This window comes from Pseudomonas sp. G34 (assembly GCF_031119625.1).
Classification (GTDB): Bacteria; Pseudomonadota; Gammaproteobacteria; order Pseudomonadales; family Pseudomonadaceae; genus Aquipseudomonas.
Genome location: NZ_JAVHZV010000007.1, coordinates 305,070 through 326,441 on the forward strand (window position 1 = coordinate 305,070; position 21,372 = coordinate 326,441).

Consider the following 21,372-nt stretch of genomic DNA (forward strand, 5'->3'; position numbering starts at 1 on the left):
GCGTCAGCTTGTCGGTGTTACGTGCTGTTCAGCGACCAGAGCGCCTCTAGCACGTGCTGCGTGGCGCGTTCCAGGTTCTCGCTGCGGTGGGCGATGGCCAGATGGCGCCACAGCTTGGGGCGCAATGGCCGCATCAGCACGCGGGAGTCTGGCTGGGGCGTTGCGGCTTCGTGGGGCAGCAGGGTCGCTCCGTAGCCGGCCGCTACCAGGCTCTTGATCGCGTCGTTGTAATTCAGCTGCATGCGCGGCGTTGGTTGTTTCTCCACGGGCATGAACCATTCGCCGATCAACCTCGACAGGTGAGTGGTTGGTTCATTGAGGATCAGGGGGCGCTCGGCCAGCCATTGCGGCGTAACGGTTTTCGGGCAATCCCATTGGGCCGGTACAAACGCCATGATCGGGTCGCGGCGCCACGGCGTGATGCTCATGCCCTTGATACGAGGTTGCGGCATGGCAACCACACCAATTTCCAGCTGGCCTTCGGCCAGGCGCCTGAGGGTTTCCCGGGAGGTCAGCACGGCGGCCTGCACGTCGATGTCCGGATGGCGCTGGCTTAGCAATGCCAGGGCATCGGGCAGCAGTTGCGTCAGTGCCCCGGTCGAGGCCCCCAGACGAACCTGCCCGGCGAGGCCCTGCACCTGCCGCTTCACCTCGTTCAGCGCCTGATCGGCCTCGTCTAGCAGTCGCCGCGCACGCTTGATCAGGGTATGGCCGACTGCCGTGGGCTGCACGTTACCGCGGTTTCGATTGAGCAGAGCGCCGCCTATACGCGCTTCGAGATCGGCGATATGCAGGCTGACGGTCGGCGGCGCAAGGTTGAGGAGATTGGCCGCCTCGGCGAACGAGCCCAGATCGGCCACGGTAACCAGGGTGCGTAAACGATCCAGGCTGATCTCGCGCATCATGCTCTCGCTTCAGATAAAGTGAATTTGAGGTTTGCCAAATTCAACTACAACAATTTATCCGGCTTCTGGAAGATGGTCACCACCGTTTTCAGGAGTCGCACCATGCAACGTCCACGCGTATTTATAGACGGCGATCAGGGCACCACCGGATTGCAGATCCTGCAGCGTCTTGCGGCCTACCGAGACCTGCAGATCGTCACGCTGCCTGCCGAGCACCGCAAGGATCGACAGCGCCGCGCCGCAGCCATCAATGAGTGTGACTACGCCATTCTGTGTCTGCCCGACACGGCGGCGCGCGAGGCGGTGGCGGCCATCTACAACCCTGCGGTGCGAGTCATCGATGCCAGTTCGGCGCATCGTACCGAGTCCGATTGGATTTACGGCTTCGCCGAAATGGATGACCAGCAGGCTGCCCGAATTGCCAAGGCGAAGCAGGTCAGTAATCCGGGCTGCTATCCGACCGGCGCGATTGGCCTGCTCAGGCCATTGCTGCGAGCCGGCTTGCTGGCGGCTGACTTTCCCGCGGTGATTCACGCCGTGTCCGGCTACTCCGGCAAGGGGCGCGCGGGCATCGAGGAGTACGAGGGCGAGCAGGCAGCGCCAGCGCCGGCCCTGCAGGTCTATGGTCTCGGGCTGGCGCACAAGCATGTGCCGGAAATACAGTTGCACAGCGGCCTGAGCGAGCGGCCGTTTTTCGTGCCGGCCTATGGTGCCTTTCGGCAGGGCATCGTGCTCAGCATCGGCGTGCACCGGCGGTTCATCGGCGAGGGTGCTCAAACCGGGCAATTGCACGAATGCCTGGCCCAGCATTACCGGGGCTCGAGGTACGTTGAGGTGATGCCCATGGCCGAAGCGCGGGTGCTGGGCCATCTGGACCCACGGCAACTGAACGGCACAGACAGGTTGCGCCTGGCGGTGTTCGACCATCCCGATTCCGGCCAGGTCCTGCTCACCGCGGTATTCGACAACCTCGGCAAGGGTGCCGCCGGTGCGGCGGTGCAGAATCTTGAACTGATGATCGCGGGTAGCTGAAGAGCTTCGGGCGCATACCGCGCGCCGTAGCAAATGGTTGAACCAGCTTTTTGCCGCTTCGGTCACAACCTGCAGATGGCCTACCAAGGCCGCGTACAGCCGTAGCCGATGAGGTAATTGCATGCAGATCTTCGAAGCGTTGCGCGAGAGTCATGACCGTCAGCGGGCGATCGCCGAGGCGCTGGTCGCCACCACCGGCGATTCCCCCGAGCGGGCGCGTTATTACAGTGAGCTGAAGGACGAGTTGCTGGCCCATGCCCGGGCCGAGGAGCGCTTCTTCTATTCGCCGTTGATGAAGCATGACGCCGGCGTCGACCTGTCTCGCCATGGTGTGGCCGAGCACCACGAGATGGACGAGTTGCTGGAAACCCTGGAAGACACCGACCCGTCCAGCCCGTCGTGGCTCGCCACGGCGCGCAAGCTCAAGGACAAGATCTTCCACCACCTGGAAGACGAGGAGCACACCTTCTTCCAGCAGGCCGGCAAGATGCTGACCGACCAGCAGAAGAGCACGCTGGCCACCCAGTACGTGAAGGACTACCAGGACGCGCTGGCCTGAACGGCGCTCCTAGAAACGTTGGTCGCCAAGCTGTTCGCGCACCCGCGGCGAGGGGCCATTGCCCTCGCTCGGCGTTGGCCGTGGCCGGCTGCTCGATGCTCATGATGGCCAGGTTGAGGCAACCGGCGACCATTGCCGTGGCGTCGGCCAGCGGCCTGTAGAAGCAGGCCCAACAAGTGCCCTGCGTATCGCCACCTGGTTGCGGCACCCGCCGCAAATTCTCGTCATCCAAAGGCTCGCCGCGCAGCGCCGCAGATCGGCGACTGCAGGGCTTTGCCCTGGAAAACCGGGCGCTTGCGTAGTTGTACAGCCTGCATTCGTTGTAGAACTTCTCGCCGCCTCGCTGCTCGAATTCAGTACAGGGGCCAGTTCTACCGGCCCCGCCAGCAGCTCTATAGGTGAGCCGATGCCAACAGGTGGCAAGCAGGATTTTCGAGTCGACAACGCCTCGTCAGGCGATATCTCGGGTTCGGGCAAGAACATCTTCTTCGCGGCGGTGGAAACCACCCGCATGCCGATGATCGTGACCGACCCCGGCCGTGACGACAACCCGATCATCTTCGCCAACAACGCCTTTCTGGAGATGACCGGCTACGACCCCGAGGAGATAGTCGGCAAGAACTGCCGCTTTCTGCAGGGCCCGGAAACCGATCGCTCGGTAGTGGCGCAGATACGCGAGGCGATTGCCGCGCGCCGGGAAATATCGGTCGAGCTGATCAACTACCGCAAGGACGGCTCGACCTTCTGGAATGCGCTGTTCATTTCGCCGGTGTACAACGATGCGGGCGAGCTGATCTATTTTTTTGCCTCGCAGCTGGACATCAGCCGTCGCCGCGATGCCGAAGAAGGCCTGCGCCAGGCGCAGAAGATGGAGGCGCTGGGCCAGTTGACCGGGGGCATCGCCCACGACTTCAACAACCTGCTGCAGGTGATGATCGGCTACCTGGAAGTGCTCGAACGCACGGCCAGCAAGCCCGAATACGATCATCAGCGCATCCTGCGCTGCGTGAACAATGCTCGCAACGCCGCCGACCGCGCCGCCACCCTGACCCAGCAGCTGCTGGCGTTCTCGCGCAAGCAGAAACTCGAAGGTCGGGTGCTCAACCTCAACGGCATGGTCAGTGGCTTCCAGGAACTGGGCGAACGCACCCTGGGCCATGCGAACCTGCACCTGACCTTGGACAAGGCCCTGTGGAACTGTCGCATCGATCCGACCCAGGCGGAGGTGGCGTTTCTCAATATCCTCATCAACGCCCGTGATGCGCTGGAAGGGCGCGAGCAGCCTCTGGTGCACATCGAAACCAAGAATGTGACGGTGGATGAACTGGGCAGCATGTCCTACGACGGGCTGATGCCCGGGCGCTACGTCAGCGTGGCCATCACCGACAACGGCATCGGCATGCCGGAGAGCGTGAGCAGCCGTGTGATGGATCCGTTCTTCACCACCAAGGAAGAAGGCAAGGGCTCGGGGCTCGGGCTGTCGATGGTCTACGGCTTCGTCAAGCAATCGGGCGGCGCGGTGCGCATCTATTCCGAAGAGGGTGTCGGCACCACGCTGCGCCTGTACTTCCCGGCCGATGACAGCCAGGTGATTCACAGCCCGGCGCAGGAGCGCACCCGGGAACGTAACGGCACCGAACGGGTGCTGGTGGTCGAGGATCGCCCCGACGTGGCCGACCTGGCGCGCATGGTGCTGGAGGACTACGGCTACGTGGCGGAGATCGCCCTGAACGGCAGGGATGCACTGCAGCGCCTGGAGCGGGCCGACTACGACCTGCTGTTCACCGACCTGATCATGCCGGGGGGCATGAACGGTGTGATGCTGGCGCGCGAGGCACGGCGTCGCAAGCCGGATCTCAAGGTGTTGCTCACCACCGGCTATGCGGAGACCTCGCTGGAGCGCACCGACGCCGGGGGCAGCGAGTTCGACGTGATTTCCAAGCCCTATGTGCCTCATGAGCTGGCGCGCAAGGTGCGCCAGGTGATCGACGGGCCGACCGGCGTAGGGTGAGGCCTGCCGCCGCGCGCGCCGGCACAGCGCGTTGCGGCACGATCCTGACCACCCGGACGAGTGGTCGGCAGACTATACGAACTGTTCTGCATGTATCCGCCTCACAACCTTATGGACAAATACATCAGCAGATTCACGACGGAAACCGGCTGCCGGCTTGACCTGGAACGAGGCCCCACCGGCATATGCTTCAAGGCGATGTCCAGTGAGGGGCAATGCCTGGGGCAACGGCTCTTGAGCACGTCGCAATTGGGCAACGGCGCCCTGGTGCATGCGGTGATGATGGACTTCATTGCCCAGGTCAGGCGCCGGTTGGAGCTCGACGGCCAGACCGTGTCGAGGCCGACCAACTCGTTGCACGGAGACCCGGGCAGCACACCCGGCGTTTGAGCCCTTGGCCTGGCCAGGGGCGTATTGCATAAATCTCCTCGCAAACGGCTGTTTTGCAGCTACCTGTGCGCAAGATGCGCTGTATAAAGTGGAGCCCCCTCGCCGGTACAGGCCGTTCGCTCCATGAATCTCTGGTTTCGTCTTTTCCTGATGCTCCTGCGCCGTCCCTGGCGCCGGCCGGTGGCGGCCTTCGACACCACAGTGGTGCGCATGCGCGTGTGGCCGCTGGATCTGGACTTCAACCGGCACGTCACCAACGGTCGTTACTTCACCCTTGCCGATGTCGGCCGTATGGATTACGTGCTGCGCAGCGGCGCGTTCCGGGTGGCGTTGCGCCACAAGGCATTGCCCATCGTCGGCGATGTCTGGGGCAAGTTTCGCCGCGAGCTGAAGCTGTTCGAAACCTTCGAAATCCATACCCGCATGCTGGGGTGGGATGAGAAATGGAGTTTCGTCGAACACCGCTTCGTCAAGGAGGGACGCGTGGTGGGGGTGGTGATCATGCGTGGGCTGTTTCGCGGGCGCACAGGCAATGTGGCGCCGGGAGAGTTCGCCCTGGAGCTGGGCTTGCCGGAGCAATCGCCGTCGCTGCCAGACTGGCTGACTCAATGGTCCGCCAGCTGCGACGGGCTGAGCAGCCAGTTGCGCGACGCAGAGCAGTAAGCCTCAGCGCTGCGCCCGGCAATGCCTGACGTAGCGCTGACGATTCAGTTGCCGCTGCGGTTCAGGCGCACGGCTGTGCGCCATTGATTACGCCAGGGTGGCGAGGTCGGCGGCGTCGAAGCCTGGCAGCGGTTCGCCGTTGCGGGCTTTGTTGGCCCACTCGGCGTCGGAGATCAGCACGCGGCCCACGGCGATCAGGTCGAACTCTTCACGTTCCATGCGCCGGTGCAGGTTATCCAGCACCGCCGCGCCAGAACCCTTGCCGCCGAAGGCGCCGAAGAAGTCGCCGTCCAGGCCCACCGAGCCGACGCTGATGGTCGCCGCGCCGGTCAGTTTCTTCGCCCAGCCGGCGAAGTTGAGGCCCTCGGCACCGTCGATTTCCGGGAATTCCGCTTCCCAGAAACGCCGCTGCGAGCAATGCAGGACGTCCACGCCGGCCTCCACCAGCGGCGCCAGCCATTCGCTCATCTGTTCCGGTGAGGTGGCCAGGCGCGCGGTGTAGTCCTGCTGCTTCCACTGGCTGACCCGCAGGATCAGCGGGAAGTCCGCACCGACCGCCGCCCGTACGGCACGTACCGCTTCGGCGGCGAAGCGCGAACGCTCGGCAATCGTGGCGCCGCCAAAGGCGTCGGTACGCATGTTGGTGCCGGGCCAGAAGAACTGGTCGATCAGGTAGCCGTGGGCGCCATGCAGCTCCACGGTATCGAAGCCCAGGCGCTTGGCATCGGCAGCGGCCTTGGCAAAGGCGGCCACGGTGTCGGCGATATCCTCCAGGGTCATGGTGACGCCGCGGGGATCATCCGGGCCAACCAGCCCCGATGGGCTTTCCACCGGCGCTTCAGGCTGCCAGCCGCCCTGGCCGCGAGTCGAACCGGTATGCCAGATCTGCGGGCCGATGCGCCCGCCAGCGGCGTGCACGGCTTTTGCCACGTCAGCCCAGCCGGCCAGTGCTGCCTCGCCATGGAAGAACGGAATGCCCGGCATGTTGCGCGAGGCCGGGCGGTCGATCACCGTGCCCTCGGTGAGAATCAGGCCGACACCGCCAGCAGCGCGGCGGCGGTAGTAATCGGCATGTTGCGGGCCGGGAATGCCTTGCGGGGCCATGGCGCGGGTCATCGGCGCCATGACGATGCGGTTGGCCAGTTCCAGGCCCTTGAGCGTGAAGGGGCTGAACAGAACGTCGTCGGACATGAAAAACTCCATCAGGGGGTCACTGGCCGCTGACAATTCAGCGGCTCTGCACGTTGGGTGAGGGTGGGGTAGGGCGGCATCTGGCTATCGAACGGGCAGTCAGTATCTCGATCAGGCGGCCATTATTCGGGCCAGAACGGCCTGATGAAGCCAGCGCGGGGTTGCCCACATGAACACGACATTCAGCTTGTTGGCAACACCAGGCACGATGCTGATACGCCCCTCATTCATGGCGCGAATACCTGCGCGCACCACGGGCGGGGTTTTCATCATCAACGCCTTCAGCGTGGGCGTGATGCGTTGCTGTGCGGCACTGGCGAAGCCGGTGTCGGTCAGGCCCGGGCAGAGCGCCGTGACGGTCACGCCGTCGCGTTTGAATTCCCGGTGCAGTGCCTCGCTGAAACGCAGCACGTAGGCCTTGGCCGCCGAGTACACCGCAAAACCCTCGACGCCCTGGTAGGCGAGAATGCTGGCGACCTGGAGGATCTCGCCGCGCTTGCGGCGGCGCATGTCCTGGCCGAAGAGGTGGGTCATGGCGGTGAGGCTGGCAATGTCCAGCTGGATCATCGACAGGGCCGCGTCAGGTTGGCTGCCCAGAAACGGCCCCTGCAAACCATGCCCGGCGTTGTTGATCAGCACATCGACCGCGATGCCTCGCTCCTCGCTCAAACGGCGATGCAGGCGGCCCACGGCGGCGATGTCGGCGAGGTCCACCTGCTCGACCAGCACCTCGATGCGCTGCTGTTGGCGCAGGGCATCGGCCAGCGTTTCGAGCCGTTCCAAGCGCCGGGCAACCAGGATCAGGTTATGGCCAAGCGCCGCGTATTGCCTGGCGAATTCCTCGCCGAGGCCGCTCGACGCACCCGTGATAAGCACCCAGGTACCTTGCTTCGTCGGCATGCTGTCAGCCTCGCTGCGCGCCGGCCGAGCGATAGCGCTCGGCCGCGTGGGCTTGCTTGATGCCGCCGAGCAGCGCCTGGCGGGCGCCGTCGAGTTGGCCCCAGGCAGCGTCGTCATGCAGGGGCGGGATGGTCACCGGCTCACGTTTGTCGAAGCCCACCAGTGCCGCGTCCACCAACTCGTTGACGTCCATCATTTCCGCAATGGCATGGGTGTCGATGCCGGCACGCTGCCAAATCTCGGTGCGGGTCGCTGCCGGTAATACCGCCTGCACGTAAACGCCCTTGGGGTTCAGCTCCAGGCTCAGTCCCTGGGACAGGAACAGCACGAAGGCCTTGCTGGCGCCATAGACGGACATGCCCAGCTCCGGCGCCAGGCCGACCACCGAGCCGATATTGACGATGCTGCCGGCACCGGCCTGCGCCAGGCGCGGCGCAATAGCGCTGGCCAGGCGTGCCAGGGCGGTGCTGTTGAGGGTGACCAGCCGCTCGATGGCATCGCCGGTCTGCTCCACGAAGCTGCCCGATTGCGCGATGCCGGCGTTGTTGATCAGCACGCCGATGCGCGCATCCTCACGCAGCCGTGCTTCGACGAGCCGCGTGTCATCCGCCTGGGTCAGGTCGGCGCGCAGGCTATCCACGGCAACGCCGTGTTCGGCGCGCAGCCGGCTGGCCAGTGCTTGCAGGCGCGCCTGGTCACGGGCGACCAGCACCAGGTCATGGCCGCGCTGGGCGAAGCGTTCTGCGTAAACGGCGCCGATTCCGGACGAGGCGCCGGTGATGAGTACGGTGGAGAGTTGGCTCATGGTGATCTGCTCGATGGCGGGAGTGGGGCGTCGATGCCGGTTGAGGCTCATGTGAGCGGCAGGGCGTCGGCGTGCTATTAAGATGATGTTCGTAATCTTATCTGTCAACATTTTTGATTATGATCAACATCTATGTATAGTGGCGGTCAGCTAATCGACACGACTTCAGGAGGCATAGCACTATGCGAGTGAGCAAAGCCCAGGCTCAGGCGAACCGGGCGTTGATCGTGGAAACGGCTTCGCAGCTGTTTCGCGAGCGCGGCTATGACGGTGTGGGCGTCGCCGACCTGATGGCGGCCGCCGGCTTCACCCACGGCGGCTTCTACAAGCACTTTGGCTGCAAGGCCGATTTGATCGCGGAGGCGGCGGCCAGCGGCATCGCGAAAACCCTCGAGCGTACCCAGGCGGTGGATGCGGCGCAGTTCTTCGATTTTTACCTGTCGCGCCAGCACCGCGATTCTCGCGATGCCGGTTGTACGCTCGCCGCTCTTGGCGGCGATGCGGCGCGCCAGCCGGACAACCTCAAGGCGATCTTCGCCGACGGCATCGACAGCCTGCTGGCCACCCTGGCGGGTGAAGCGAACGGTGCCGATAGCGACGCGAGCCAGGAGCAGCGCGCCCGGCTGATGGGCCAGTTGGCCCAGGCGGTGGGCGCTGTCTTGCTGTCACGGGCGTGCCCCGATGATTCGCCGCTGGCCGACGAAGTTCTCGACGTGTGCCGGGCGCAGATTCTTGCGGCGAAGTGAACCCATCACCTGACTGGCGCGGCGGCGCCGTGCAGAAACGGAGGCTGAAATGACTCTTTATTACCTCGACGACCTGGCACCTGGGCAGCACTTCAAGGGCCATACCCGAGCACGCGTCGAAGAAAGCGCGATCAAGGATTTCGCCCGCGAATTCGATCCGCAGCCTTTTCACCTGGATAACGCCGCAGCCGGTGATTCGATTTTCGGCGCCCTGGCGGCCAGTGGCTGGCACACCGCGGCGCTGACCATGCGCCTGCTGGTGGACAGTGGCCTCGAGTTGGCTGGTGGTCTGGTCGGCGCCGGTTTCGACGAGTTGCGTTGGCCGCTGCCGGTCAGGCCGGGTGATGAGTTGCGCGTCGAGATCGAGGTGCTGGAGGTCAGGCCATCGAAATCCAGGCCCACCCAGGGGCTGGTCAAACTGCGTACCACCACCCTGAATCAGCATGACCAGGCCGTGCAGATTTCCGTGGGTACCCTGGTAGTGCAGCGGCGCAGCTAAACCGCCAGCGGCCTGCACCGGATAGCCTGCTTGCGGCGTGTTTTGCGCCGGGCATCGCCAGCACCCTCTACGGACGGTGCGTCCATGACGCACGCCGAGCGAGCCAATTCTCTGCGTAAACAGTATGCTGGCGTATAGCTATGTCGTGCCGCCAGGCATGACGTTTTGCATCGTCGGGAGAGGGCATGGGCACGGATCCGCTGAGCAAACTGCAACTCAAGGAATTGGTGCGACGGGTGATCGTCGCCCAGGGCAATGCGTTCATCAAGGAGCTGCTGCGCGGCACCACCGCCAGGATCGGTGCGAGCAAGGAAGACTTCGCCGCCAACCTCGACGCGGCCATCGACGCCGGCGAGCTGACCCAGGAAAAGCTCGAAGCCTGGCTGGCCGAGGTCGAAGGCTGGGGCGACCAGCATCTTTACCTGATCGAGCCGCCGCAGATCGAGCCGGCCGCGCTCGCCGCCGGCATCGCCGGGAGCGTTCATGCCGGCGTGCTGAACGCCAGCGCCAGCCTGGACTTTCCACAAGCACTCGAGCTCAAGCACATTGCGCTGGCCGACGCAGGCCTGTCACTGCTCTGGCATCAGGGCAAGGCCGGCTGGAATCGTTTCAAGGCCAAGGACTTCAGCCTCGATGAAGGGCTCGAGCATTACCGTTTCGACGCCTACCGGCAGCGCCTGGATCGCAGCGTGGTGCGCTTCGAATGGCGCTACGCCGATCCGTACTGCCTGGTGCTGATTCATCGCAACCCGGAGATCGACCACAAGGCGGTCTTTGCGGATGTGCGCCTGAGCCTGGCGGCGATTGGCTGCCCGGACGCCGCCCTGCAACCGATCCCCCTCAACCAGGCGGTAAAGGTCGCCGCGAGCAAGGGCAAGGGTGTGCATTCGACCCGTTTCGAGCTCGACGGTGGCTACGTGGAAATGGCCTCGACCCTGGCCGACGGTGGCATCGACGCCGTCGAGCCGGTGCGTGTGGTGCTGCAGGCGGTGGACACCGGCCAGTTCGACCGGGCCCAGGGCATGCTGCATTTCGCCGCCGAAGAACACGGCACCAGCCGGCGCATCGCCGTGCAGGTCTATGGGCGTGAAGGGCGGCTGCGCATCTGGGCGCAATGCAAGCGTGAAGACGTGCTGCGTATCGTCGAGCTGCTCTGGGAGTACAACGGCGCGCCATGAATGCTACCTGGTCAGATCGCTGGCAGGCCGAGATCGAGCGCCGCCTGGGCGAGGGCGTCGAGTTGGAGTTCACCCTGGGGCAATTCGCCCAGGCGGTCGAGGCGGCCGATGCCGATGGCGCGCTGCAAGCCTTTCTCGACGGCCTGGTCAGTGCCTCGATTGCCCTGCGCCGCGACGTCTATCGATGCCCCATGGGCCCGTGCGCCCGCGTGCTGCCGGCCGGCATGGCCAATACGGTCTGCCCGTTCTGCCTGGCGGACTATCAGCAGGAGGGCGTGGCGCCCGAGGTCGAGCCCGGCTATCGGCTGCTGGGCGAAAGCAGCCGCGACATCCGCTGGGTGATCGTCATCCACGGCATGAACAGCCGCGCCAAATGGCAGGAAGCGTTCAGCTGGGAGATCGCCAACCGGCTCAGCTATTCGGCGCCGGTGCTGATCTACAAGTACGGTTGGGCGACCATCGACGTGTTCGCCCGCTGGCTGCACAAGCGCCTTGCCAGGCGCCTGGGCGAGCGCATGCGCATCGCCATCGAGCAGGCGCAGAAGAGCCGGCTGCCCACCCGCCCCGACATCATCGCCCACAGTTTCGGCACGCTGCTGCTGTCGCGGGTGCTGGAGAGCCCGGAGTTCGCTGACCTGAGGTTCGGGCGCATCATCACCGCGGCGAGTATCGTGCGCCCGGATTTCGACTGGGATCGGCTGATCGAGCAGGGGCGCGTCGAGGCCGTGCTCAACCATGTGGGCGGTCGGGATCGCGCCGTGCCCTGGGCGCAGTACGCCATTCCCGGCGCCGGGCCGGGCGGAACGGTCGGCTACCTGGCCGCCTCGGCGCTCAACGTGCGCGCCGACCACTATGGTCACTCGGGTTTCTTCATCCCCGAGAATCTGGGCGTGGCCATTTCGCGGCACGGTGTGTGGCAGGCCTTCCTGACCCGGCCCCTGGCGCATTTTCGTCCGCTGGGGGCTTTCGTCCCTGGGCCGCATTGGCGGCCCGCGCCGTTGCTGTTGCGCTTGTGCACGCGGGCGCTGGCCTATGGCGTGTTCTGGGTGCTGGCACCGTTCTCGTGGTTGCGGCGCCGGTTCGACCCATAGCGGGCCGTCAGGGGTAAGACCTGACGTATCGCGGGATTTGCAAGGCAGTGGGCGCCGTTGCGGCGCCCGCTTGCTCAGTTGCTCGGCCGCTGTTTGGTCGAGTCCAGCTCGGTCTTGCTGGCGGTGGTGATCTCGGTGATCTGCGCGGATTTGGCGATGGCGTAGTCGAAGGTGTCCTGCATCTTGGCGATCGCTTCGGTCGGCGTGCCTTTCAGGCCGCCACTGGCGGCCCAGTCGAAGTTCCAGACCCCGGACAGGTCATCGGCACCGGCCACGTCGTGGGTCTCGATGGCGGTGAATACATCGGGATGACGCTGCATGTACCTGGCCGCCTCGACCACAGCGTTCGGCACCTTGCCCGAGGTGTCGTTGGCCAGCTGGGCCACTTGTTCCTTGGTGATCGCCTGCTTGCCGTTCTGGCGCATGTAGTCGGCAATCGTCTTGCTGGATTTGGCGATGTCCAACTTGGCATCGAACGCGGTAGTCGACGGGCTCGGCGTATTCGGGTTACCGCCGGTAGGTGATACGAACGTGGACATCGGCTCTGCTCCCTAAGTGATGATCGGCTTGTGGCAGGTCTAGGCGCCCGCGTCACTGACGGTATCAGCGCGGAGCTGGGCGAAGCACATTGCCTTCACAGCAATTCGCAACTATTGGAAGATTTCACAGCCTTTCACAGTGGCCGGGAGGGAGCGAAAAGGCACCTCACCCAACCCCTTGGCAGGGTTGGGCGAGGGGCTACGCACTTGACGACAGTGGGGAGATGGCGCTTTGCGACGGCTTAGAGGCGCGGCGCGCTCTTTATCGTAGAGAGGGCGCGTTCGATGGCTTCATGGGGAGTCGAGGGCAGTGGCTGCTCGACACGGTTGTACTTGCTGTTGTCCAGAATCAGCATCTGGGCCTTCTTCGCCAGCTTGTCGACGTCGTAGCCCAGGTCGATGCAGGCGCCCAGCATGGCCATCAAGGCCTGCTCCAGCACCCTCTCACTCTGTGTAGCCATTTGCGCACCTCGGTAGTGGCCAGTCGCGGCCTGTATGAGCGCAGATCATTCCACGCCTTACTGATGAGATATGACTGTAGGCGAGGTGGAAGGATTCAGCAGAAGTTGGTTGCGCCGCCCTGCCTGCCGATGAATGACCGGTCGCGGCGCAGCAACGAGGCCGAACCGCCGGTTTGTCGAGAAAACAGAGAGCGCTCGCACAGTGCCCCGTGGTGCAGGGTGCTAAGATTGCCGCCGCCTTTCGCTGCACCGCGCGCCTTGCGCCAGGCCAGGAAGGCCGAACACTCCCATCATGGATATGCATTGAGCAGACGATGAACAAAATAGCAGCAGTAGCAGTAGGGCTGGTGGCGGTTGGCGCCCTCAGCACGGCCGGCGCCTGGTACACCGGCACCCAGTTGCCCGGTGTGCTTGACAACCTTATCGATGAGGCCAACAAACAGGGTGCCGACGCGCTGCTGGGCACGGGCGTTTCCACCAAGCTCGAACTGCTGTCGCTGGAAACCCGGTTGTTCAGCAGTACCGCGCACTACCGCTTCTCCCTGGACGCACCGGCCAAAGACGGCGAGCCGCGGCATGTCGAGATTCTGCTGGTGGATAATATCCAGCACGGCCCGCTGCCGGCCTCGCGGCTCATGCGCCTGAACCTGTGGCCGGTCATGGCAGCCAGCAATTACCAGTTGGAGGCCAACGAACTCACCCAGAAGTGGTTCGATGCCGCCAAGGGCGCTGCACCGCTCACGGGTACCGGCGTTCTCGGCTACGACGGTTCGACCCAGGGCACCCTGGTGCTCACGCCACTGGACTTTGCGCCTTCGCCAACTTCCGCGGTGAAGTTCTCCGGCATGACCCTCGATATCGAAGCCAGCAAGAATGCCAAGCAGGTACAAGTCAGTGGCGGCATGGACAGCCTGCTGCTCAGCAGCAGCGATGAGACGCCAATGCAGGTCGACCTGCGCGACCTGACCCTGAGCAGCGAGCAGCGCCTGGGCAGCGGCGATTTCTATGTCGGTGACAGCAGCATCAAGCTGGCCACCGCGCAGATCAAGGTCGGTGACAAGCCCGCTGTGCTGCTCAAGGATCTTGCCCAGGTCGGCAGCCTGCAGGAGAGCGGCACCGCGCTCCACGGGCAGATTGGCTATGACATCGGCAAGATCAGTTATGACGGCAAGGAGATTGGTGGCCTGCGCACCCTGTGGGCGATCAAGAACTTCGACAGCGCGGCGCTGCAATCGCTGATCAAGCTGTATCAGGACAAACTTGTCCCGGTTCAGCAGGCCCAGGCCCTGGGCGAGGAAGCACCGCAACTCGACCTCTCGGCCGAGGACGAAGCGCGCCTGAAGGCGGATCTCGAGAAGCTGCTGGCCGGCAAACCGCAGCTGGCGCTGGACAACTTCACCCTCACCACGGCCCACGGCCAGGCCTCGCTGCGTGTGGTGCTGGATCTGGACAAGCCGGAGTCCTTCGAGCTGGCGCCTGACGAACTGGCCAGGCAGATGATCGCGAAGCTGGAGGCCAAGCTGTCGGTCGCCAAGGCGGTGATCGGCGACGGTGTGCGCATCCAGGCGATGGTCGAAGGCGTCACCGATGCCAAGGCCATCGAAGAGCAGGCGACGATGATGACCGAGATGGGCAGCGGCATGGCGCTCGGCACCGGCCTGCTGACCCTGGAAGGCGACACCCTGCAATCCTCGCTGCATTACGCCGACAACAAGGTGACCTTCAACGGCCAGGACATGAGCGTCGACGAGTTCGTCACCCTGGTAATGTCCAAGACCGGCGGCATGGGCGGCGGCCTCGATGGTGAAGCATCGATGTACGACCCCCAGGAAGGCATGGGCGAGGATGACCGCGCCGATGGGCAGGCGCCCGATACGGCCGAGTAAGCCGTTCGCCTGATGCAAGAAAGCCAGTCCTGCGACTGGCTTTTTTGTGCGCCGGGTATTGGCTCAGAAGCTGTACTTGGCGGTCAGCATCAGGTTGCGCGGGGCGCCGTAGGTGTCGCCGCCGTACTCGATGGAGTTGGAAATCGACGCGTAGTACTTCTTGTCGAAGACGTTGTTGGCGTTGAGCTGCAGATCCAGATTCTCGTTGACCGCATAGCCTGCCATCAGGCTGGTGAGCGCGTAGGCGCCTTGCTTGAGGCGGTAGCTGCTGCCGTCGTCCAGCGCGATGTCGTTGTAAAGGCGGCTCTGCCAGGAAACGTTGCCACCGACCCGCAGTTTTTCCAGCGGGCCCTGGAAGCGATAGACCGTGGAGAGCTTGAACAGGTGCTCCGGCATGTCGGTGTCGAAGCGCTGGTTCTCGTTCTGCGGGTTGGCGGCGTCCTTCAAGGTGTGCACGCGGGCGTAGGTATAGCCTGCGCCAAGTTGCCAGTTCTCGGTCAGTGCGCCTTGCAGTTCCAGGTCGATACCCTGGCTGCGCACTTCGCCGGAGGCGACATAGCAATTATTCGGGTCGGCACAGTTCTGACGGTCGCTCCCGGTCACGGCAACGGCGCGGTTTTCCTGGTCTACTCGGAACAATGCGGCGCTGGCGTTAAGCGCGCCATCAAAGTATTCGCCCTTTATGCCCACTTCGTAGTTTTTGCCACTAATCGGCGTGATCGGAGTTGCCGACCTATCTTTCTCCGCTTGTGGCTTGAAGATATCGCTGTAGCTGACATAGACCGAGTGGTGGTCATCCAGGTCGTAGATCAGCCCGGCAAAACGGGTGACGTTACGGGTCACCTTGTAATCGGCCGTCGAGCTTTCCTTGTCGTCATAGTCGTACCAGTCCAGGCGCCCGCCGAGGATCAGTTTCAACGGGTCGGCCAGGCTCAGGCGGGTGGTCAGGTACACGCCGTCCTGGGTGGTGACGGTGCGGCCGCTGCCGGTACGGGTGAAATCCGGCTTGCCGCCATCGACCGGCCAGTTGGTCACATAGGGGCTGTAGCTGTGGGTGTTGGTGTCGGCGATGCGCTTGCTGGCGCCGATCACCAGTTCGTGGGTGCGCCCGAGGGCCTCGAACGGGCCGCTGACGAAGCTGTCCAGGCCGAGCTTGTGCTCGTCGTACTTGGCTTGCCAGACGGTTCGCTCCAGCGGTCTGGCTGGTTGTTGGAAGCGCGACTGGTAGGAGCCCGAGAACAGCGCATTGAGGTCGGAGTAATCGGCATTGACCTGCAGCTTCCAGTCATTGGCCAGTTGCTGGCGCAGTTCGGCGAACAGCGTATTGGTTTGCTGATCCTTGTTTTCCCAGTCGCTTCCCGGATTGTAGGAACGTGACAGGTCCAGGTGGCGGCCATCGAGGCCGATCATCGAGGCACCCCAGAAGTTGTTGGTCTTGTCCTTCTGGTGAGAGAAACCGACGCTGAGGGTGGTGAAATCGCTCAGGTCCGCCTCGGTGATGGCGTAGAACAGGCCGTGATCTTCCTCGGCACCATCGACATAGCTGTTGGCATCGCGGTAGGAGGTCACCACCCGGCCGCGCAGGGTGCCGCTGTCGTTGAGCGGGCTGGAGGCGTCGATTTCGCCACGGTAATCGTCCCAACTGCCAGCGGCGCCGGTCAGGGTCACGCGCTGATCGGCCAATGGGCGCTTGCGCACCATGTTGACCGCTGCCGAGGGGTTGCCCGCGCCGGTGACCAGGCCGGTGGCACCGCGTACCACTTCCACCCGATCGAACATCGCCAGGTTCGGTTGCACGCCCACGCCTACGCCGTTGTAGCCGCTGGGAATGCCGTCATACATCAGGTTGTCGATTTCGAAGCCGCGGGCGTAGTAGGTCTGCCGGCCCGGGCCGCTGGCATAGCTGAGAAACACCCCGGGTGTGGCGGCGATGGCATCGTTGATGCTGGTCATGCCCTGGTCATCCATGCGCTGGCGGGTGATCACGGTGGTCGCCTGGGGTGTTTCGCGCAGGGTCATGGGCAGCTTGGTGGCGGTGGCCATGGCGCCGGTGGTGTAGGAGCGCGAGCCTTCGGTGGTGCTGCCCAGCTGGGAGTTGGTGATTTCGGTGGCGCCCAGTTCCAGCACGCCGCTCGCGGCGCCCTCCTGCACGTCGAGGCGTTCCTGGGCCAGGGCCGGGGTCAGGGTGGCCATGCAGATGGCCAGGGCCAGATGATTGCGGGAGGCAACGAAGCAGCGGGGTGGGGTGAGACGCGACATGGAGGTTCCCTGGCTAGTGAGTGGTAAGCGTGATGATTGTGAGAATTGTTATTATTATATTGTAAAAATTTATCCGAGTGACCAAGGGCGCTGCGCGAATTAATCGACTGATCAAGGGGTTAGCGGTGGGAAACAGCGAGTGTCAGCTAGCCGGCGCGCTGAAGGGAGGGCAGCCAATGGCTGGCGCGCCAGAGAGCGTCGCTTCGCAGCCAGTGCTGAGGCCGGCGCGGGCCACCGACATTCCGGCGATCTACCGGGGCGAGCTGGGCTATATCCGCCAATGGGAGCCGCAGCACGAGCAAGCCTGGCAGACGGCTGCCGAGCGGCATCTCGCCAGGTGGGTCGAGAACTTCGCGCGACTGACCGTCGCGTGTCTCGAGGATCAACTCGTCGGCTATTCGCTATGGGCCGATGAACTGGGGCATGCGCAGCTGTGCACCCTGCATGTCAGCGAGGCGTATCGGCGACGGGGGATCGGCCGGGTGCTGGTCACGGCCTATATCGAGAGCGCCCGGCAGGCGGGCTTCGAAACGTTGAGCCTGCATGTGCGCAGCGATAACCCGGCCCGGCGGCTCTACGAGAGGACCGGGTTCAGCCAGGTCGGGGTCAATGCCCGCGGCTACCTGCGCTATGAACTGCAGACGGCGGGTTAGCGGCCTGCGGGGGCTGGCGCCTGGGGCTTGAGCGGTTGGGTGCGTGGCAGCAGCGCGGTGGCCAGGCCCAGCAGCGGCAGGAACGACACCAGGTGGTAGACCCAGACGATGCCGTGCACGTCGGCCAGCTCGCCCAGCGCCGCGGCGCCGATGCCGCCAATGCCGAACATCAGGCCGAACATCAGCCCGGAAACCATACCGACGCGCCCTGGCACCGCTTCCTGGGCATAGACCACCAGGGCAGCGAACGCCGAGGACATCACCAGGCCGATCATGATCGCCAGCACCGCCGTCGCCGTGGCGCCGACGTAGGGCAGGGCCAGGGCGAAGGGCGCCACGCCCATGAAGGAGATCCAGATCACTGCCTTGCGGCCGATGCGATCGCCCACCGGGCCGCCGGCGAAGGTGCCGAAGGCCACCGCGGCGAGGAAGATGAACAGGTAGATCTGGCTCTGCTGAACGCTCATGGCGAAGCGCTCGATCAGGTAGAAGGTAAAGAAGTTGGTGAACGCGGCGATGTACACGAACTTGGCGAACATCAGCACGCAGATCACCGCGATCGCCTGGATCACCTGGGCGCGGTTCAGGCCGACCGTCTGCCTGCCGGCCAGGCTCTTCAGCTTGGCCTGGCCGTGGTTCACGCTCCAGATGGTCAGGCGGCAGAGCACGAAGATCGCCAGCGCGGCGGCCAGCATGAACCAGGCGATGGCGTGCTGGCCGTAGGGAATGACGATGGCGGCAGCCAACAGCGGGCCCAGGGCCGAGCCGGAGTTGCCGCCAACCTGAAAGGTCGATTGCGCCGTGCCGAAGCGCCCACCCGAGGCCATCCGGGCGATTCGCGAGGCTTCCGGGTGGAAGGTCGCCGAGCCCACGCCGACCACCGCCGCCGACAGCAACAGCATCTCGTAGCTGCTGGCGAAGGCCAGCAGGGCGATACCGATAAAGGTCATCAGCATGCCCGAGGGCAGCAGATAGGGCTTGGGGTGCTTGTCGGTGTACATGCCGATCCACGGCTGCAGCAGTGACGCGGTGATCTGGTAGACCAGACCCAGCCAGCCGATCTGCGCGAAGCTCAGGGTGAACTGGCTCTTGAGCATCGGGTAGACGGCGGGCATCACCGACTGGATCAGGTCATTGAGCAGGTGCGAGAACGCGGCGGCGCCCACCACCGGCAACAGAAAGCCGTGGGCCTGGGTGGACGGTGCGAGGGCCGGATCGGCAGGGCGGTCGGCTGTGCTGGTTTTCATACGCAAGGCTTCATGTGGCTGCTGGGCCTGCTGGCAATCGGCTGCCAGCCCGGCCGGAGGGTGGGACAGGCCGCCAAGCTTACGGGCGCCGGCGGCGCCTGTCTCGCCCGATTCGGCAACGGGTTAAACTTCCGAGCCGCCGCGCCGGTCGATTTTCGGACACACCGCAACCGACGGCGAGGGCCAATGCACAGCAGTCACCGCACCACCCAGGCGACCTCGAGGCACCCAGGCGCCAGGCTTGGCGCCCGCGGATCGGCAAGCCGATGAGCCGCCGTGACGCGGCAACGCTGACCACCCCCGACCGCCGCTACCTGATCGTCAGGGGCCGGCTGTGGCGGTTATCCAACCCCGAACTGAGCGAGCCACAGCGCCAGGCGCTGGTCAACCAACTGATGGACGCTCGGCGTCTGGTCAAGGCCGCCAAGGCGGCGGACGACCGCGCTTCGCTCAAGCAGGCGCGGGCCCAGGTGCAGGAGGCCAAGGTCGCGCTGGGCGAGCGTGGCCCGGTGTGGTGGCGCGATGGCGCGCCGGACTACAACCGCCACCTGGTCAGCAACAGCCCCTACGCCGACTGGTTCGCCACCCTCCAGGGGCAGGGCGCTGGGCCACAGGGGTTGGGGCGAACCTGAGCGAAACGGTGTTTACCCGGTTAGGGGGCTGGGCGCCGGGCCCATCTGTGCGTACGCTGTGCGCGCCAGCACCGGCAGCGGGACTGTCGAGCGACAGCCGGGGCGGCAACCAGGGTGATTCAATGGCGCAGCGGCGAGCAGAGGTAACCAGCGGTGGATGATTCCGGTCGGCGACAGTTCGACCTGTCTTCGGGCGCCAGCAATCCACGGGGCCTGCTGATCGGCGCGGTGATTTTCGTCTGTGGCGTGCTGTTGCTGTCGACCGCCCTGCACGTGCGTTGGGACAAGTCCCAGGCCATGGCCAAGAACACCGAGGCCATGCAGACCCTGGCCGCTGCGCTGAACAGCCAGGCCGAATCGACCATTCGGGTCGCCGACACCCTGCTCACCGCGCTGATCTCCATGCACCGCTCCGCGGGCCACGGCGAAGCCAGCATCCGCGAGCTGAATCAGCTGGCGAAAACCCAGATAAGCGAGCTCGGTGAACTGGACGGCCTGTACATGTCCGACGCCAGCGGGCAGTACTTCCTGGCCACCAATGCTCGCGCCCAGCGGCTGAACAATTCCGACCGCCGCTACTTCCAGCACCATCGGCAAAACCCGGGCAACGCGCTGTACATCGGCCAGCCGATAAGGGGCAAGAGCACCGGGCAGTGGGTCATCACCCTGTCCAAGGGCATCTACGACGCTGACGGCACCTTTCAGGGCGTTGCCCTGGCTACCCTGAGCGTCGAGCGGTTCCGCACGCTCTACCGCTCGTTGCCGCTTGGCGAGCAGGGCATCGTGGTGCTGGCCAAGCGCGACGGCACCATCCTCGCCCGCTCGCAGAGCGATGCGCAGACCTACCTGACCAACATTTCCCAGAGCCCGATGCTGCAGGCCATCAACCAGGGCACGCCGAGAGGGGCGGTCACCCTTAACGCCATCGTCGACGGCGTGCGGCGGGTCTACGGCTTCGACGCCAGCCTCAATTACCCGATACTGGTGGCGGTGGCCGCGCCCGAGGAGCAGGCGCTGGCGGCCTGGCGGCAGCGCGCCTGGATGATGTGGAGCTTTGCCCTGGCCGCGGTGCTGGGTGTCGGCATCATGGTTCTGCTGGTGCTGCGCGCGTTGGGGCGGCAGTCGGCCATGGCGGTCGAGCTGCAGGCGGCCCACCAGTCCCTGGCCACCGCCAACAGCACCCTGAAAACCCTCGCCGCCGAAGACGGCCTCACCGGCCTGGCCAACCGCCGGCACCTCGACGCCTACCTGGCCAGCGCCTTTCTGCGCGCCCGACGCGAGGACACCTCGCTGGCCTTCGCCCTGGTGGATGTGGATTTCTTCAAGGGCTACAACGATGCCTATGGGCACCAGCGCGGTGATCAGGCGCTGATCGAAGTCTGCAAGGCGATGCGTACGCGGATGCGCCGCGAGGGCGATCTGGTGGCCCGCTATGGCGGTGAGGAGATGGCCATCGTGCTGCCGGGCATGTCCGCCGAGCAGGCGCTGGGCATCGCCGAACAGGTGCGCGAGGCGGTGCAGCGCCTGGGCATCGAGCATCGCCAGTCCGCCTATGATCAGGTCACCGTGAGCATCGGCGTGGTCGCAGGCGTTCCGGGCAAGCACATCACCACGGTCGAGGACATGGTCGCGGCCGCTGACCGGGCGCTGTACGCCGCCAAGGGCCAGGGCCGCAACCGCGTGGTGCTGGCCACGCTTTGATCGGCCGATCCGTTCCCCGTCACA

At 64.8% G+C, this 21,372-nt stretch carries 21 protein-coding genes; 13 read left to right on the plus strand and 8 right to left on the minus strand.

All coding sequences use genetic code 11. The features are described 5' to 3' along the window. Positions 1–17: 17 nt before the first annotated feature. On the minus strand, positions 18–902 hold the full coding sequence (locus tag QYS36_RS05070) for a LysR family transcriptional regulator (RefSeq protein ID WP_308838521.1): 885 nt from the start codon (positions 900–902) through the stop codon (positions 18–20). Positions 903–1,007: 105 nt separating this feature from the next. Between QYS36_RS05070 and argC the strand changes: the two genes are divergently transcribed. The 5 genes from argC to QYS36_RS05095 all read left to right on the plus strand — a co-directional run bounded on the left by argC (position 1,008) and on the right by QYS36_RS05095 (position 5,560). Then, positions 1,008–1,937, plus strand: a complete 930-nt coding sequence (gene argC, locus QYS36_RS05075) for an N-acetyl-gamma-glutamyl-phosphate reductase (RefSeq protein WP_308838522.1) — start codon at positions 1,008–1,010, stop codon at positions 1,935–1,937. A 121-nt stretch (positions 1,938–2,058) separates the two neighbouring features. Further along, on the plus strand, positions 2,059–2,496 hold the full coding sequence (locus tag QYS36_RS05080; RefSeq protein ID WP_308838462.1) for a hemerythrin domain-containing protein: 438 nt from the start codon (positions 2,059–2,061) through the stop codon (positions 2,494–2,496). Positions 2,497–2,902: 406 nt separating this feature from the next. Further along, positions 2,903–4,507, plus strand: coding sequence for a histidine kinase famiy protein (locus QYS36_RS05085; RefSeq protein ID WP_308838463.1), 1,605 nt, complete (start codon positions 2,903–2,905; stop codon positions 4,505–4,507). A 234-nt stretch (positions 4,508–4,741) separates the two neighbouring features. Then, positions 4,742–4,897: a hypothetical protein gene (locus QYS36_RS05090; RefSeq protein WP_308838464.1), complete on the plus strand. Its 156-nt coding sequence runs from the start codon at positions 4,742–4,744 to the stop codon at positions 4,895–4,897. A 123-nt stretch (positions 4,898–5,020) separates the two neighbouring features. After that, a complete protein-coding gene (locus tag QYS36_RS05095) occupies positions 5,021–5,560 on the plus strand; it encodes a thioesterase family protein (protein ID WP_308838465.1) in 540 nt (179 codons plus the stop codon). Between the two features lie 87 nt (positions 5,561–5,647). On the opposite strand, the gene QYS36_RS05100 is transcribed toward QYS36_RS05095, so the two are convergent. The 3 genes from QYS36_RS05100 to QYS36_RS05110 all read right to left on the minus strand — a co-directional run bounded on the left by QYS36_RS05100 (position 5,648) and on the right by QYS36_RS05110 (position 8,456). Then, the gene (locus QYS36_RS05100) at positions 5,648–6,751 is read right to left on the minus strand and encodes an NADH:flavin oxidoreductase (RefSeq protein ID WP_308838466.1); all 1,104 of its coding nucleotides are present in this window, start codon (positions 6,749–6,751) and stop codon (positions 5,648–5,650) included. Positions 6,752–6,862: 111 nt separating this feature from the next. After that, the gene (locus QYS36_RS05105; protein ID WP_308838467.1) at positions 6,863–7,651 is read right to left on the minus strand and encodes an SDR family oxidoreductase; all 789 of its coding nucleotides are present in this window, start codon (positions 7,649–7,651) and stop codon (positions 6,863–6,865) included. A gap of 4 nt (positions 7,652–7,655) precedes the next feature. Next, entirely contained in the window at positions 7,656–8,456 is an 801-nt protein-coding gene (locus tag QYS36_RS05110; protein WP_308838468.1) for an SDR family oxidoreductase, read from the minus strand. A gap of 182 nt (positions 8,457–8,638) precedes the next feature. Between QYS36_RS05110 and QYS36_RS05115 the strand changes: the two genes are divergently transcribed. From QYS36_RS05115 to QYS36_RS05130, 4 genes are all read left to right on the plus strand, one after another. Continuing rightward, positions 8,639–9,202 (plus strand): TetR family transcriptional regulator, encoded by a 564-nt coding sequence (locus QYS36_RS05115; protein ID WP_308838469.1) that lies wholly within the window; start codon positions 8,639–8,641, stop codon positions 9,200–9,202. A 49-nt stretch (positions 9,203–9,251) separates the two neighbouring features. Then, on the plus strand, positions 9,252–9,701 hold the full coding sequence (locus tag QYS36_RS05120) for a MaoC family dehydratase (protein WP_308838470.1): 450 nt from the start codon (positions 9,252–9,254) through the stop codon (positions 9,699–9,701). A 185-nt stretch (positions 9,702–9,886) separates the two neighbouring features. Next, positions 9,887–10,879: a hypothetical protein gene (locus tag QYS36_RS05125; protein ID WP_308838471.1), complete on the plus strand. Its 993-nt coding sequence runs from the start codon at positions 9,887–9,889 to the stop codon at positions 10,877–10,879. Continuing rightward, positions 10,876–11,970 carry a hypothetical protein gene (locus QYS36_RS05130; RefSeq protein ID WP_308838472.1) on the plus strand — a complete coding sequence of 365 codons (1,095 nt, stop codon included), beginning with the start codon at positions 10,876–10,878 and terminating at the stop codon, positions 11,968–11,970. The genes QYS36_RS05125 and QYS36_RS05130 overlap by 4 nt, the downstream gene beginning before the upstream one ends. Before the next feature lie 74 nt (positions 11,971–12,044). Here QYS36_RS05130 and QYS36_RS05135 read toward each other — a convergent pair whose 3' ends face one another. Then, a complete protein-coding gene (locus QYS36_RS05135) occupies positions 12,045–12,509 on the minus strand; it encodes a hypothetical protein (protein WP_308838524.1) in 465 nt (154 codons plus the stop codon). A 242-nt stretch (positions 12,510–12,751) separates the two neighbouring features. Continuing rightward, on the minus strand, positions 12,752–12,970 hold the full coding sequence (locus QYS36_RS05140) for a hypothetical protein (protein ID WP_308838473.1): 219 nt from the start codon (positions 12,968–12,970) through the stop codon (positions 12,752–12,754). A gap of 314 nt (positions 12,971–13,284) precedes the next feature. Between QYS36_RS05140 and QYS36_RS05145 the strand changes: the two genes are divergently transcribed. After that, positions 13,285–14,856 carry a YdgA family protein gene (locus QYS36_RS05145; protein WP_308838474.1) on the plus strand — a complete coding sequence of 524 codons (1,572 nt, stop codon included), beginning with the start codon at positions 13,285–13,287 and terminating at the stop codon, positions 14,854–14,856. A 63-nt stretch (positions 14,857–14,919) separates the two neighbouring features. On the opposite strand, the gene QYS36_RS05150 is transcribed toward QYS36_RS05145, so the two are convergent. Beyond that, a complete protein-coding gene (locus QYS36_RS05150) occupies positions 14,920–17,115 on the minus strand; it encodes a TonB-dependent siderophore receptor (RefSeq protein WP_308838475.1) in 2,196 nt (731 codons plus the stop codon). 176 nt (positions 17,116–17,291) lie between these two features. On the opposite strand from QYS36_RS05150, the gene QYS36_RS05155 reads away from it, so the two are divergent. After that, on the plus strand, positions 17,292–17,768 hold the full coding sequence (locus tag QYS36_RS05155; protein WP_308838476.1) for a GNAT family N-acetyltransferase: 477 nt from the start codon (positions 17,292–17,294) through the stop codon (positions 17,766–17,768). On the opposite strand, the gene QYS36_RS05160 is transcribed toward QYS36_RS05155, so the two are convergent. Next, complete coding sequence (locus QYS36_RS05160) at positions 17,765–19,015, minus strand: MFS transporter (protein ID WP_308838477.1); 1,251 nt, start codon at positions 19,013–19,015, stop codon at positions 17,765–17,767. The two genes, QYS36_RS05155 and QYS36_RS05160, sit on opposite strands and share 4 nt — an antisense overlap. Before the next feature lie 266 nt (positions 19,016–19,281). On the opposite strand from QYS36_RS05160, the gene QYS36_RS05165 reads away from it, so the two are divergent. Together QYS36_RS05165 and QYS36_RS05170 are read left to right on the plus strand one after the other, a co-directional pair. Beyond that, positions 19,282–19,647: a hypothetical protein gene (locus QYS36_RS05165; protein WP_308838478.1), complete on the plus strand. Its 366-nt coding sequence runs from the start codon at positions 19,282–19,284 to the stop codon at positions 19,645–19,647. Positions 19,648–19,800: 153 nt separating this feature from the next. After that, positions 19,801–21,348 (plus strand): diguanylate cyclase, encoded by a 1,548-nt coding sequence (locus QYS36_RS05170; protein WP_308838479.1) that lies wholly within the window; start codon positions 19,801–19,803, stop codon positions 21,346–21,348. The last annotated feature ends 24 nt before the right edge of the window (positions 21,349–21,372 follow it).